Annotated in this window: 13 protein-coding genes and 1 tRNA gene; 7 read left to right on the forward strand and 7 right to left on the reverse strand. The window is 65.1% G+C overall.

What is annotated here, in order from left to right; translation table 11 throughout:
• Window position 1 precedes the first annotated feature (1 nt).
• Complete coding sequence (locus tag J4G12_06420) at window positions 2-877, forward strand: flippase-like domain-containing protein (protein ID MCE2455443.1); 876 nt, start codon at window positions 2-4, stop codon at window positions 875-877.
• A 63-nt stretch (window positions 878-940) separates the two neighbouring features.
• Here the strand turns inward: J4G12_06420 and J4G12_06425 are convergent, their stop codons facing one another.
• Complete coding sequence (locus J4G12_06425) at window positions 941-1,942, reverse strand: hypothetical protein (GenBank protein ID MCE2455444.1); 1,002 nt, start codon at window positions 1,940-1,942, stop codon at window positions 941-943.
• 156 nt (window positions 1,943-2,098) lie between these two features.
• Here J4G12_06425 and J4G12_06430 point away from each other — a divergent pair, with 156 nt between their 5' ends.
• Entirely contained in the window at window positions 2,099-2,587 is a 489-nt protein-coding gene (locus tag J4G12_06430; GenBank protein ID MCE2455445.1) for a DinB family protein, read from the forward strand.
• Between the two features lie 21 nt (window positions 2,588-2,608).
• Here J4G12_06430 and J4G12_06435 read toward each other — a convergent pair whose 3' ends face one another.
• Window positions 2,609-3,070 (reverse strand): PaaI family thioesterase, encoded by a 462-nt coding sequence (locus J4G12_06435; GenBank protein MCE2455446.1) that lies wholly within the window; start codon window positions 3,068-3,070, stop codon window positions 2,609-2,611.
• A 140-nt stretch (window positions 3,071-3,210) separates the two neighbouring features.
• Here J4G12_06435 and J4G12_06440 point away from each other — a divergent pair, with 140 nt between their 5' ends.
• From J4G12_06440 to J4G12_06450, 3 genes are all read left to right on the forward strand, one after another.
• Window positions 3,211-5,622, forward strand: coding sequence for an APC family permease (locus J4G12_06440; GenBank protein MCE2455447.1), 2,412 nt, complete (start codon window positions 3,211-3,213; stop codon window positions 5,620-5,622).
• The gene (locus J4G12_06445; protein ID MCE2455448.1) at window positions 5,619-7,103 is read left to right on the forward strand and encodes a hypothetical protein; all 1,485 of its coding nucleotides are present in this window, start codon (window positions 5,619-5,621) and stop codon (window positions 7,101-7,103) included. The genes J4G12_06440 and J4G12_06445 overlap by 4 nt, the downstream gene beginning before the upstream one ends.
• 199 nt (window positions 7,104-7,302) lie before the next feature.
• Window positions 7,303-7,375 (forward strand) — tRNA-Asn (locus J4G12_06450).
• A 47-nt stretch (window positions 7,376-7,422) separates the two neighbouring features.
• Here the strand turns inward: J4G12_06450 and J4G12_06455 are convergent.
• From J4G12_06455 to J4G12_06465, 3 genes are read right to left on the reverse strand one after another with little or no spacing between them, the layout of a single operon-like run.
• Window positions 7,423-8,196, reverse strand: a complete 774-nt coding sequence (locus J4G12_06455) for a CDP-alcohol phosphatidyltransferase family protein (GenBank protein ID MCE2455449.1) — start codon at window positions 8,194-8,196, stop codon at window positions 7,423-7,425.
• A complete protein-coding gene (locus tag J4G12_06460; protein MCE2455450.1) occupies window positions 8,169-9,173 on the reverse strand; it encodes a hypothetical protein in 1,005 nt (334 codons plus the stop codon). Before J4G12_06460 ends, J4G12_06455 begins: the two co-directional genes overlap by 28 nt.
• Window positions 9,170-9,790 carry a 1-acyl-sn-glycerol-3-phosphate acyltransferase gene (locus tag J4G12_06465; GenBank protein MCE2455451.1) on the reverse strand — a complete coding sequence of 207 codons (621 nt, stop codon included), beginning with the start codon at window positions 9,788-9,790 and terminating at the stop codon, window positions 9,170-9,172. Before J4G12_06465 ends, J4G12_06460 begins: the two co-directional genes overlap by 4 nt.
• 317 nt (window positions 9,791-10,107) lie before the next feature.
• On the opposite strand from J4G12_06465, the gene J4G12_06470 reads away from it, so the two are divergent.
• Window positions 10,108-10,791, forward strand: coding sequence for an acetoacetate decarboxylase family protein (locus J4G12_06470; GenBank protein MCE2455452.1), 684 nt, complete (start codon window positions 10,108-10,110; stop codon window positions 10,789-10,791).
• Window positions 10,788-11,741, forward strand: a complete 954-nt coding sequence (locus J4G12_06475) for a diacylglycerol kinase family lipid kinase (GenBank protein MCE2455453.1) — start codon at window positions 10,788-10,790, stop codon at window positions 11,739-11,741. Before J4G12_06470 ends, J4G12_06475 begins: the two co-directional genes overlap by 4 nt.
• A gap of 36 nt (window positions 11,742-11,777) precedes the next feature.
• On the opposite strand, the gene J4G12_06480 is transcribed toward J4G12_06475, so the two are convergent.
• Window positions 11,778-12,434 (reverse strand): hypothetical protein, encoded by a 657-nt coding sequence (locus tag J4G12_06480; protein ID MCE2455454.1) that lies wholly within the window; start codon window positions 12,432-12,434, stop codon window positions 11,778-11,780.
• Between the two features lie 566 nt (window positions 12,435-13,000).
• Window positions 13,001-13,663, reverse strand: a complete 663-nt coding sequence (locus J4G12_06485; GenBank protein MCE2455455.1) for an ATP-binding cassette domain-containing protein — start codon at window positions 13,661-13,663, stop codon at window positions 13,001-13,003.
• Between the last annotated feature and the right edge of the window lie 11 nt (window positions 13,664-13,674).

Consider the following 13,674-nt stretch of genomic DNA (forward strand, 5'->3'; position numbering starts at 1 on the left):
CTTGCTCGCGAGAGCCGGAAGTGATTTCGATATCGCCGAGTTACGGGAAGACGGTCTCTTGCTCGAAGATCTGCGCTGGAGTTTCATCTCTATCGCCACGTTGTGCCAGTGCGTAGGGGTGCTGGTGGGCGCCACGGTTTGGGGCGGTGTGGTGAAGAGGATTTCGGGAAGAGGGCCACCCGTCTCGGTCGGCATGAAGATCTGGATGGTCGGCGGACTCGGACGATACCTGCCTGGCAAGATCTTCGGTGTATTGGGCATTATCGGGCTCGCTCGTCGCGCTGGCGTCGCCGCGGCCAACGCAGGCGCGGCGGTGGGGCTGGCTTCGTTTCTTGGAATCGTCGGCGCGGCCTTGGTCGGCGCATTCATGTATTTCGAGCTGGACTGGCGGATCGGCCCCGGACGGTGGCCCACCTTCGGACTCGTGCTAATCCCGATCGCTCTGCTCTACGTGCCCACCATTCAGGCACGACTCCTCCGGCTTTGGTACCGTTTGATCCGAATGAACGCCCCGGAGACCGCGGCACGGCTCGGTATGCTCCGGTGGACCGGGGTCACCTTCGCCTCCTGGGTGGCGCATGCCGGGGCGTTCTGGCTTCTCGGGCAAGGGCTCGGAATCGGCATACCGCCGTTGATCGCAGGGCCCGCGTTCGCTCTGGCCTGGCTGGTCGGCCACGCCTCCCCTCTCCCGGCGGGGGTCGGCGTACGTGAGCTCGGTCTCGTCGGCCTGCTGGCCGGCCACGCCAACGAGGGAGATATCGTCGCCCTGTTGATCGTCGCCCGCGTCTGGTCGACGCTGGTCGAACTGCTGGTAACGCTGACACTGTGGCTTGCCGTCGAGTCCCCGAAGGTCGACCCGCAGGCCACCGATCACTGAAACCGCGTCAGGGGAGGTCGACGCACTGCGGACCGAGGCGATCCCGGTTCCCGGGCCGTAAGATCAGCGGCCGAGCGAGAAGGTCCTGCGCACACCCGCGGTAAGCGTCCAATCGTCACCTAGTTGCGGTCCTTGGAGGTCGCGTGCGAGAGCACGACTCCATTCGACGTGAAGATGAGTGCCTGCGAAGATCAGGTTCAGACCGATGGGCATGACGACGCTCCTTCCGCCTTGGCGGCTCGGGTGCACGGTAGGGAGCAGGTCCGGATCCTGAAGCGCCGAGTCGTGCCCCTGGTGGCCGCCCCGCTGACTCGCCGCGATCCTGGTTGAAACGCCGATCCAGTCCCTCGGATGGAAAGCACCCCAAGCGGTCCCGCGAATTTCGCTGCCCCGCCTCCACCTTCTGCCATTGTCGCCGAGCGGCAGGCGGGCGCTCATCTGCAGGCCCCAGCTCAGCTGGTCGCCCAAACCGACCAGCGTAATTCCCGGAGCGACATCCGTCGTCCCCGAGCCGATCTGCAAGGGGTATGGAAGCTGCACGGGGGGGCTCCCCGCCACGCTCCCCGCGTTGTCGATCGAACCCGTCGGTACGAAGACTCCCGCCTGAAGATGCGAGCGCAGATATCCATGCTGTCTGAGTCCGAGGAGGGCGGCGATCCAGAGGTCGCCGACGCCTTCGGCCTCGAGCGTAAACTTCCCGTTTGCCCGAGTCACATGGTTGGCCGAGTAGCGCGAGTAGTTCCCGACCGCCGCCAGGGTGAGGCGACTTGTGGGCGCGTACATGACCTCCGCGGCGTGCTTCGCCTGAGTCATCGTGAGGGGTGACGCCTGGTAGTCGAGCAGCACCTGCTGGGTTGTGAGTCGGCTACTGCCCTGAAAGTTGTCGGCCAGAGTCCTGTGCTGGTATCCGTATCCGAATCTCAGCGAACCCCGAGGAAGAATCCTGTCGCCCGTGATGCCGGCCGGGACGTGGTGTTCGGTCTGCACCTGAGCTTCGCCCGCAGTCGGGAAAGGCAGGCAGGCGAGAAAAAGCGCGGTCGGAATCAAGGTAATTCGCGATGCCATATTCATGTGTCCGTCAGGGGGCGTGGCCAGGTGTTCAAGGGTCGTGAGATCCGGATCGAGCCGTTCGGATCTCGCCTTCCAGCGGTTGCGGTGCACCGGAACCGAATCAAACTACCAAGGTTTAAGGCTGCGGCAACCTACACCAACCGGACCACCATGGACCCTAAGCTCCTGCTTCCCGAATTTGACCACGAAATCGCAAGCACCCTTCGCATGCTCGAAGCTCTTGCCGACGACCATCTCTCCCACAAGCCCCACCCTGACGCCTGGTCGACCCGCGATCTCGCCACGCACGTCGCGACCGTGCCGAGCTGGACGAGGCCGACCTTCGAGCAGGACGAGTACGACGTCGGAGGGTCCGGTCTCGAGTCGGAGACCCTCACAGCGGCCCAGATCGTCGAACGCTTCAACGCCAACGCCGCCGACGCCCGTGCCGCCATCGAGGAGACCTCGGCGGAGACCCTGGCCGAGACCTGGACGCTGAGGAGCGGCGAGCAGGTCCACTTCTCCATGCCCAAACTCACCGTTTACCGCTTCTTCGTGATGAACCACCTGATCCATCATCGAGGTCAGATCGGCGTCCACCTCCGAACTTGCGGACTCAGGGTACCAGGCATGTACGGACCCTCCGCCGACGAGATGTAGCGGGCTTCCAAACGAAAAAAGCTACCAGCACCGTGCAGCGGGGTGATCGTCCTTGACCGCGATGAAGAGACCGGTGCAGGTGGCGGTCACCCTTCCTTCCGAAAAGATCTTAGCCTCGACAGTGACCCGGCGTCCCTTGATCTCGATTGCACGGGCCTCAAGGCGCACCTCGACACCCACCGGCGTCGGTCGCAACAGGCGCACGGAGTACTCGGCGGTCACGGTGACTCCCGGCTTCTCCGCTCCGGTCGATCGCATGCGGCCGTAAGCGGCGGTCCAGTTGGAGTGGCAGTCCAGCAGGGTGCCGATGATCCCCCCGCAGAGGACTCCGGGGAAGGCCCGATGGTGTTCTTCCGAAGTCCATGCCGCCACCACGACCTCTCCTTCCGGGCGGCTGCGCAAACCGAGGCCGGCTCGGTTCGAGGGTCCGCAGCCGAAACAGCTCGACTTCGGGGCATATCTCTCTTGCAGGTATTCGGTCATAGCGGCGCTCTCCCGGCGGAATCGGATGGGTCCGTGGCGGATTCTAGCAGTCCGCGGCGAAACTCGCACTAGCACCGAGAGCGGCGAAGCGCCGCGCCGGCTCAGAGAACTTGCACACGGTAGCCCGGAGTGGTTAGCATATGCTTCGACCGGCCGGTTCGCTCCGTTCCTCCTCGCCCTTCGCCCATGTCCTTCCGAGGTTCGCTCCGATAACCGCCCGGCAAAACGGAACCGAAGCTCGGTCCGGCTTCGAGAGCGGTCGGCCCGAACGGCACATCGGTCTCCTGCGCGCGACCTCGCTAGGGGTGGGGGCCATCGTCGGCGGCGGCGTTCTCGCCCTCGCCGGAACGGCGTTCGCCACCGCCGGTCCTTCTGCGATCCTGACCTTCGCGCTCAACGGTGCGATCGCCCTCGCGACCGTCGCCTCCTTCGTCCAGCTCGCCCGCAGATTCCCGGAATCGGGCGGAATCTACGCCTACGCCAAGAAAGTTTTCTCGATCGAGGTCGCCTTCCTGGTCGGCTGGGTCGTCTGGTTCGCCTCGGTGCTCGCAGGCGTTCTTTACGCGCTGGGCTTCGCCGCATTCACGGCGCAGGGACTCGCTCGTCTACTGGGAAATCTCGGTCTGGGAGGCTGGTCGTCGTTCGTCGAACCCGTGATCGCGCTGGGCGCCACCGGAGGCTACGCCCTCCTCCTCACCAGACGTGCCGCCGGAGGAGGCGACACCGCGACGGTTGGCAAGGTGGTCGTCCTGCTTGCCATCGTGATCGGAGGCATGGTCGCGTGGGTGACCAGCTCCGACGGCGAGGCTTGGGATCGCCTTTCTCCTTTCGCCGCCGCCGGACCCCTCGGCGTGCTGCAGGCCATGGGCTTCACCTTCATCGCCCTCCAAGGGTTCGATCTGATCGCCGCAGTGGGCGGAGAGGTCCGGGATCCCCGGAAGAACATCCCGAGATCGATGTACATATCGCTGGGGATAGCGCTCCTCATCTACATCCCCCTCCTCGTGGTCCTCGCCACCGTCGGTGCGCCTGCGGGCGGAATCCAGGGAGCGGCGCAGGCCAATCCCGAGGGTCTGGTCGCCGAGTCGGCCGAACGTTTTCTCGGGGTCGCGGGCTACTGGCTCGTGATCCTGGCGGGGGCGCTCTCCATGCTCTCGGCCCTCCACGCGAATCTCTTCGCGGCCTCGAGGGTCGCGTTCTCGATGGCAAGAGACCGGACCTTGCCCCAGCGGATGGGAAGTCTGACTGCTCGCGGGACACCCGCGCTGGCGGTGGTGGTCACGGGCGTGCTGATGATCGTGCTGGTCCTGACCGTGGGCGACGTGGCCTCCGCTGGCGCAGCATCCAGCCTGATCTTCCTGATGGCCTTCTTCGTGGTCCATCTGGCGGCGGCTTTGGTGCGGAGCCGCACTCGCCTGTCCGCCGAGACAGGTGAGAGGGGCCGTCCGTACCGGTCCATTCCGCCGCTCCTCCCGGTTGCGGGCGGTATCGCCTGTCTGGGTCTCGCCGTCTTTCAGGCCTTCGCCGTACCCATGGCGGGAAGCGTGGTGGCCATATGGATGGCTCTTGGCGTGGCCTCATACGCCACGCTCCTCGCACCCGGAGCCCGGCTGGCGGATGCTTCGGCGCGGGCGCGCGATCCCGAGCTCACCGGTCTCCGGGGCCAGAGTCCACTCGTGCTGGCTGCGGTTGCGAATCCGGCCAGCGCGGCCGGCCTGGTCGAGATAGCCACCACAGTGTGCGCGCCGGGAGCTGGAAGGGTGATGCTTCTGACGGTGATCGGATCGAACCTTGAATCTCTGGTGGAAAGCACCGATAGACAGGGATCGACCGCATTTCGGATTCTCCGGGAGGCTTTCGTCCGCGGAGTCTTCGCATCCCGCCCCCCCGAGGTGCTCTTCAGCATCGCCGACAACGTCTGGGAGGAGATCGCGAGGGTGGCCGGCGAGCACCGCTGCGAGACGGTTGTGCTGGGACTGCCCAATCTCAGCGGAAGCGGAATCGGGGCACCGCTCGGAAGACTGATCTCGAAGCTCGACACCGACATCGTCATCGCCAGGGCGCCCCGCGGATGGCGGGTGTCGGAGGCTGCCAGGATTCTCGTGCCGGTTTCCGGCGGACGCGCGCACGGCGAGCTCCGGGCTCGGATCCTCTCCAGCCTGGGAAGGTCGGGACGGGGAAGCGTGACCTTCTTCTCCGCGATCAGGAAATCCGACTCCGAGCAGGAAAAAAGAAGCATCAGGCGGAGGGTGAGCGGCCAGGTCGGCAAAGAGGCGCTGGGACCCTACGAACTCGAGATGCCCGAGACCGACGACATCGCCGCTGCGACCGTCGAACGCGCCGCTGCCGCCGACCTCGTGGTCATGGGTCTACCGCAAAGTTCGGAGCCGTCCGCGCTGTCGGGCTCGTTGCCGCTCCAGATCGTGGCCGAGGTCTCGACCCCGGTCATTCTGGTGGGTCGCTGGTCCCGCAGGATCTGGCATCCGGCCTCGGTCGCCCCCCGCCAACCGACCTGGATGTTGAGGTCGAGGGGACGGAGGGGTCGACCGTGATCCAGGCGATCCTCGACAACCTGCGTACGTACTGGATCGTCCATCTGCTGCTGGCGCTCTACACGGCGCTGCTCGCCTACCATGCCTGGTCGGGCAACCGCAGCACGAAAGGCGTCGCCGACTACTTCGTCGGCGGCCGGTCGATGGGACCCGTGGTGATCGGCCTCTCCTTCTTCGCCACCTATTCGAGCACTAACTCCTTCGTCGGCTTCTCCGGGCAGGCCTACGACTGGGGAGTGACCTGGTTCCTTCTCGTTCCTTTCGTGGTGGGCTTGTCGCTGTTCGCCTGGGTCGGCGTGGCGCCCCGGTTGCGCACTTTCACGGAAGCGTTGGGATCGCTGACGATTCCAGACTTCATCGGTTTCCGCTTCGGCAGCCCGGCGGCTCGTGTCATGGCGGCTGTGATCGTGATCTTCGCGTCCTTCTTCTACATGACCGCGGTATTCAAGGGAATCGGCAATCTGCTGGAAGTTTTCCTGGACATTCCGTACCGCGCCGCGATCATCGTGGTGTTCTTTATCGTCATGCTGTACACGGTGCTGGGGGGATTCATTTCGGTGGTCAAGACGGACGCCGCGCAGGGACTGGTCATGGTCGTCGCCGGCGGGCTGCTCTTCAGCGGCGTCGTGGCTGCCGCCGGCGGTCCGGGTTCGGTGGCGTCGCTGGCAAGCGATGCCGCGACCGAGCCGCTCCTGCGCTGGGGAGGCGGCGTTTCGGTGCCGCTGGCGCTCGGCGTCGTGTTCGCGGCCACGGTGAAATTCGCCGTGGAGCCTCGGCAATTATCTCGCTTCTACGCGCTGGAAAGCCGCCGAGCCATCCGGCGCGGCGTTTGGATTTCCACCGCGGCGTTCGTGGTCGTCTACAGCATGCTGGTTCCAGTCGGACTGTATGCGCGTAAGGTCATCCCCGGCGGCCTCGCCGACACGGACCTGGTGGTCCCGCAATTGCTGACCGCCCCGGAGGTCTTCTCCACGGGCACCAGCGCCTTTCTGCTGCTCGCCATGGTCGCGGCGGCGATGTCCTCGCTCGACAGCGTGCTCCTCGTCATGGCCTCGACGACCCAGCGCGACATCGTCGGGTCGCTGAAGCCGAGCGGCTCCGACCGGTCGGCCTTGCGGGCCACACGTATGTACGTCGCTCTCTTCGCGCTGGTCACGGCCGTCATTTCACTGAATCCGCCCGACGGCATCGTTGCGCTCACAGCCCTCTCCGGGGCCATCTACGGCGCCTGTTTCGGACCCGCGCTGCTCTTCGGATTGCACTGGCGCAGAGGAAACGGCACCGCCACTATCGCTTCGTTCGTCACGGGTCTGACGGTACTGCTGACGTGGCGACTGCTGCCGTGGAGCGAGGCGCTACATCAGGTCTTCCCCGCGGTCTTGCTCTCTTTCGGCACCTACTGGCTGGTCGCGAGGTTCACTCCGAGCCACCGGTCTGCAGCTCTGGACCAGCTCTTCGTGGCGGAGCGGCGCGACCGCTAGCGGCCCGTGACCGGCACGAGTACCGAGAGCGGCGCAACAGCCGGGCGCGGCGCGATGGGGACGAATGGAGAGAGGCGCCCCGGCTCGGGAGGTGGCGGTGGCATACCGGCGCTCACCCTCTTCACAACCATCTCCCGGCACTATATTTTCCATCTGCCGCCGCTCGTTTCCCCGAGGGTGCGGGCGCGCGGCGATCCAATCCGGCGTAGCTCAGTTGGTAGAGCAGGTGGCTGTTAACCACCGGGTCACAGGTTCGAGTCCTGTCGCCGGAGTTGCGGATGTTCGAGGCGGTGCGAGAGCGTCGACAGCGCGAGTCCGGTCACTCTTCGGCGGAGGCGCTCGTGGTCGGCAGTCTGGAGGCGATCCAGACCGTGCGGAAGAGTGCGGTACCCACGGTCCCCGCCACCGTGGCCAGAAGAGCTGCTGTCAGGACGGAGTTGGCTTCCCAGCCCAGCGATCGCGTAATCAGCGGGTCGAATATCGCTCCCAGGCCCAGCAGAAGTATCCGTTCCGCTCGCTGCATGACGCCCAGCTTGCACACTACCCCCACACTCTCCCCCCTGGCTCTCGTGTAGCTCACCAGAAGCGAGCCTCCGAGACCGAGCGTAGCCATGGGCGCCAGCCATGTGTCGATGTACATGGCGGTCAGGCCCGCGAGTGCGCCGACTTCGGCGAACCGGTCCAAGGTCGAATCCAGGAAGGCTCCGCGGGGGGAATCCATCCCCCGAGCCCGCGCTATGCGACCGTCGAAGATGTCGGCGACGCCGCTCGCGAGCAGTGCCCATCCGCCGGCGATGACCGAACCGGTGGCGAACAGGTACCCCGAGAGCAAACCGAGCAGCGCACCGCCGACGTTGAACGCCGTCGGCCAGGGTAGGATCCGCACCGCGAGTCGCTGGAGCGGGGTCATCAGCCAGTAGAACCACTCGCGCGTGATCGAGCCCAAAGCGAAGCTGCCACGTCCGGAGTCGGTGGGATCGGAGCTCCTCCGGTCCCCCACGACGAGGAAGAGCACGAAAGAGGCCACGAGAAATCCGGTTGCGTAGGCGGGAAAAACCTCGCTGCTCACCTTGTGCGCCAGCCTTTTTGCCACCGCGAAAACAAGCGTGCGCGGAAGGGCTCGGCCACTCGCCGGCGTGACTGACTTCGGAAGAACGCGAACACCCGCGGCCACGCGAAGATCAATGGCCACTCCCTCTCCCGCCGCGAGAGCGACAGTTTCTCGCCGGTGTGACGCTCGATCTTGCGGGTCAGATAGATAAACCAGTCGTCGAAGGTGACCATGTGTTTCATCCACCTGACACAGGCGCGCACCCGCGAGACCCGGAAATAACGGATTCGGCGCGTAGCCACCCTCCTGGGGATCGGGGTCGCCACCGAGTAGAGTCCCCCGTCTTCGGTAAGCAGGCCTTCGGCCGCGGCCCGTTCGAGCACCGCTCCGTAGGCTTGGGTCATGAAATCCGCCTGGGCATCGGTCAGCGTGGAAGCCCGACCCCGGCTCTCAGGTCGCACCTCCCCGCGGAAACAAACCTCCATGAAGCGACGGGAATAACCGACCGCATCCACCGGCTCTCGGAGATAGGGAGCGACCCAGGTCAACGTGTCGTAGCGGGCATCTTCGATCCTGGACCGGACCCAGCGTTCCTCTTCGTCCGAGGCCGCATATATCAACTCGACCCACTGGATCATTCGGCAGATGACGAAGTGGTCGGGTGAGTGCGGACCGATGAGCTTGTCGAAGTGAGAGGCGTTCAACACGAGACATTTGCCCAGAGCCGGGGAGCTCGATACCGACGTGAAGGAGATCACGTTCGGGGGAAGTACCCAGGAAAGCAGTCGCATGAGGTGGCGCGATCTCTTCAACCGCTTGTTCTCCGCGAGCGCCTCGTAGAACGCACGATAGGAATCCACGATGACCAGCAGATCCACGGCGCTGTGACGGTCGGGTCGGGCGTTCGACAAATGCGAACCGTAGAGCACGACCGCACGCACGCTCGTGCCTGCCGAGGCGCGCAGCTCCTCGGTCAGCCGCGTCGGTGCGGAGACCTTGGTTTCGACCGCCGCGGTCAAGCCGCCCGCCTCATTTCGTGCAGCTTCTCCACCATGCGACGCCGGATCCCGTCGATGAACGGGTCGGCGTCGGCGCGCGGATCGCTCCATTCGAAGACGCCGGCATGTTCCACACGGGCGCTGACCGCTTCCGGAGAGGCGACGAGGTGCTTGACCTTGGCCTGACGCCAGAGACCGTCCGACACTAGCGCGTGCACCGTCCAAGGACGAGCTCGAAGGAGAACCTTCATGCCGGCGGTTCGGAATTCACCTATCTCCCCATCCTTGGTGCGGGTCCCTTCCGGAAAAATTCCCAGCGGAGCGTCGTCCTTGCGCGCCGCGCTCTTCATCTCGAGCAGGCTCCTTCGCAGCTCCCTGCCTTGGAAACCTGGGTTGACGACGGGAAACCCGAAGAGCATCACCATCTTGGAGACCGTCGGAAGGTATCGGCGCACGTACCGGGCTCGGGTCACTATCCTGACGAAATTGTCCTTGACCAACCAGATCATGATCGGGATGTCCCAGACGGATTGATGGTTCATGACCACAAGGGTGCCGGGCGTACCGGGGACCTCGGGCGGGCGACTGATCGCGATGACCCGGAGGATCCTGAATGGAGCGAGGCACCCGTGGGCCATCGCTTTCGCCCATTTAACTAGCATATTATGTCGATGGCTCGGGAACGCCCGCGTGAGCGGACTCACGACGAGGCGAAGCACGATATCCGCGAAGACCAGAAAGAGTATCACGGACGCCAATGCCAGGTAGCTACGGACCTTCGCCAAATTCCATCTCCTCCTTGCCGGTTAGGGTGATGACGGTTCAGGTGACGATGTCTTCGCGTCGTGCGACCGCGCCCCTCCGGGCCGGTACGGTCATCAGGCCATAGGCTAACCCAATCGACGTTCTTCATCAAGGACCCCACCCGACCGTTCCCCCAAAAAACGAGAGCTGCATGAGACTTCCCGGTTACACATACTACGGATTTCGGAGATGCGTGGGAGCCTTCTTCGAGATGTCCACCGACGACGCCCGCAGGATTCTCCCGCCACACCTCGAGCCGCTCGAGGTTCAGCATTCCCGCAGCATTCTCGCGGTAACGGCGTTCGAATTCAACGAGAGCGAGGTCGGTGAGTACTTCGAGATCGTGCTCGCGGTCGTAACCCCGCCCATGCTGGAGGAGAACAAACCCTTCCCGAAGGCCGCCTTCTACCCCTTCATGGTGGGTACGAGCACGGAAGCCGCAAGGATGCACGCGATCGAGCGCTGGCGGCTTCCGCACCACATGGCCGACATCGGTATGTCGATGACGGAGAGCGCGGATCGGATCGAGGTTTCGGTGCGCGAGGGAGATCGGCCAGTTCTCGACCTCACCGTGACCGAGCACGAGTTCATGCCCAGCCGAAGCCTCTACAACTGCTTCACCATCGACCTGGACAAGGACGGCACCGGGCGTTACAAGGCCAACATCTACATGGAGGCGCCCCACTCCGAGCACGAGGAGGAGACCGGGGCGCTCGAACTCCACGACCACCCCATGACCTCCATGCTCACCTTCGAGGAGGTCGCCACCTACCCGTTCAGGGAGCAGTGGTACAAGGAAGGGCTCCAGACTTTCGAGCCGCTGCTGCGTTTGTGAAGCGTCACTTCGTCATCTACAACCCCGCCGCCGGCAGAGGTCGCGGGGCGAAACGCTGGAACCGTTACCGACGCCTGCTCGACGAAAGCCTCGACAGCCCCGTATTCTCCAGAACCCAGGGTCCCGGCGACGAACGTCGTTTGGCTGCGAAGGCCGTCGACGAAGGCTTCGAAGTGATCGTCGCCGTCGGCGGCGACGGAACCTTGGGTCAGGTGGCCGACGTCCTGGTGAACTCCGATGCGAGCGCCGCGCTCGGCGTGCTTCCGAACGGTACGGGTAACGACTTCGCGCGCAATCTCGGCATCCGTCCCAACGATATCGACGGCGCCGTGCGGACGCTGGCCGCCGGAGAGGAGAGGAGGGTGGACGTGGGGCATGTCGACACCCCCAGCCGGAACGCCGCCGGAGAGGAGAGGGAGAGCTTCAACTTCCTCAACCTCGTGGGTATCGGCTTCGACATCGCCGTTATCAAGGCTGCCACTCGCAAGAAATGGATCAAGGGCGAGGCTCTATACAAGGTGACCGCGCTCGAGCAGCTCCTCTTCTTTCCTGGTATCCGGGCCGAGATCACGGGCGGGGGGGAGCAGGCTGCGGGAGAGAGCCTGTCCGGCAAGTTCCTCATGGTGACGGTCACCAACGCGACCTACTTCGGCGGCGGGTTCCCCATTGCCCCGGGTGCCCGAGCCGACGACGGCGCGCTCCACCTCTGTGCGATCTTCGACTCCGTACCGATCGTAAGGATGCGGCTCTTCGGGCGTGCGGGGAAGGGCCGGCACGGCGAGATGGCTCAGGTCAGGCTTGCCGAGGACACGTGCTATCGGGTGTCTTGCGCCGGGCCCTTAGATTTCGAGGCCGACGGAGAGCTGCGCCACGCTCCCGGGGGTGAAGTCCGAGCCAGGATTATCCCTGGGGCCCTCAGGGCGATCGCTCCAGACCCTGACGGCTGGTAGGACGAAGGCCCGAGCCCGCGAGGGCTGGATTCGCTCTCAACTCCCCCGTTCGAGAAGCCACACATCGACGTGGTCCAGGTCGAGGCTGTCCGAGCGAATCGTCAGAAGGTGTTCGGCGCTGAAGGCCGGGGCGACTCCCGGTTTTTCAGGAGGTCGGGGAACGCTGGCGAGGAGCCGTCCATCGGCGTCGAATACCTCCCAGAGGTCTCCTGCCGCACGTTCGACTTCTACCCAGAGTTTTCCGTCGGGCACGATGTGCAGACCCCGGAGGATCGGTTTAGCGGCAGGCCGGGTGGGGCCCGAGGGGTCGCATGAAGCGCTCCTGTTCTCGGCGCGCCACTCCTCGAACTCCCGGTTGCCCTCCTCCCACTCCTCGTCCCCGACCGGTTCGGTTGGCAGCGGACGGTGGATCACCCGCACGGTGTCGGCGCCGTCGTTCCGGGTAACCGCGATGCGGTAGTCGCTCGTCAGTGCGGAGTAGATGACGCCGGCCGGCCCCGGATGCTGCGTCAGCCCCGGTGCGAAGGGGATCGTGAAGAAGCTGAGGAAGCCCTCCCCATGCTGGCAGACGATTGCCGACGAGAGAGGGCCGGACGGGAGTGTCAGCTGCTCCAGCGTGTCGCCTGTTTCGCCGCTGCTGTTCAAGCCCACGTAGAGCGACTTGAGCACGGACCCGAAACTGGTTTCGACCACGGCACCCGTTGCAAGCCGGTATACCTCGTCCCGGCCGGCCGAAGGTGCGGCGGTGCGCACCGTCCAGCCCGAAGACCCTCACCTCCAGGTTTAGGGCGTCGGCTACGTAGATATCTCCGTCCGGTCCCAGAGCCACGCTGTTCACACCACCGAATTCCTCGGGCGAGCCGGTTTCGGTCAGGGTTTTCGGCCCGACCGAGACAACCGGAATCAGCCGTGCCGGAGGTGGGGTGCCGGTGTTGGTAACGTGGACGACGTCTCCGATGGTGTCGAAAGTGGTGGCGAAGTCGCTGGGCGGTGCTGCGGCGTCCTGTGTGCAGGCGGTGGCGAGGGCGAGAGTGCCGGTGACGGCGAGGGTGACGTTTAGTTCAGGCGAAAAGAAGGGGCGGATGTAGCGCATGGCGGTCCCGGTGGCCGGTCGATTCCGTTCACCCGGAGTGGCGGCCGGAACGCAAAGCCGGGCCCTAGTCCATGGACGCGCCATCTTGCCGAATGGTTGTCCTCGCGCCCATAATTGGGAGCGCCTTGCCGCCGGGTGATAGGCTCGGCCGGGCGTGGGCCGGCCTTCAGGCCTGAGACCGGTACGCGTGCCGGGGGTCGATCAGCGTCAGCCCGCCGCCGGCCAGGGTGTAGGTCTCCTCCGCCAGGAAACAGGCGTCCTCCTCGTCGTGGCTGACGAGTATCGAGGCGGCGCGACTGCTGCGGATCCAGTCCGCCACGATCCCCCGTATCTCTTCCCGCAGAGGCCGATCGAGGGCGGAGAACGGTTCGTCGAGGAGGAGGAGCTTCGGTCTGGCCAGCAGGGCTCGACCGAGCGCCACCCTCTGGCGTTCGCCGCCAGACAGCCGACTGGGCATGCGCCCGAATAGCTGTTCGATCCGGAGGAGGGCGGCGATTTCGGCGACGGCTCCTTCGGAATTCACGGTTCGGGGCGCTCCGAAGAGGAGGTTGTCGAGCACGCTCCGGTCAGGGAAAAGCAAGGAATCCTGGGGCACCCATCCGACCGGTCTCGACCAAGGCGGGACGCGAACGCCCGTCTTCTCCAGCCAAGGTTCTCCGGCGAACGAGACCGTCCCTTGGGCCCGCGCCTCGACTCCGGCCACCACTCGGAGCAGCGTGCTCTTCCCGGACCCCGAAGGACCGACGACCGCGATGGTGGGGGAATCGGTCGCTATGTCGAACCGGAGATCGCGGGCACCGAGGCGTATGCGCACATTTACCCTGGGCACGGGCGACGGAC

The sequence above is a fragment of the Gemmatimonadota bacterium genome, assembly GCA_021295815.1.
Classification (GTDB): domain Bacteria; phylum Gemmatimonadota; class Gemmatimonadetes; order Longimicrobiales; family Gaopeijiaceae; genus JAGWBQ01.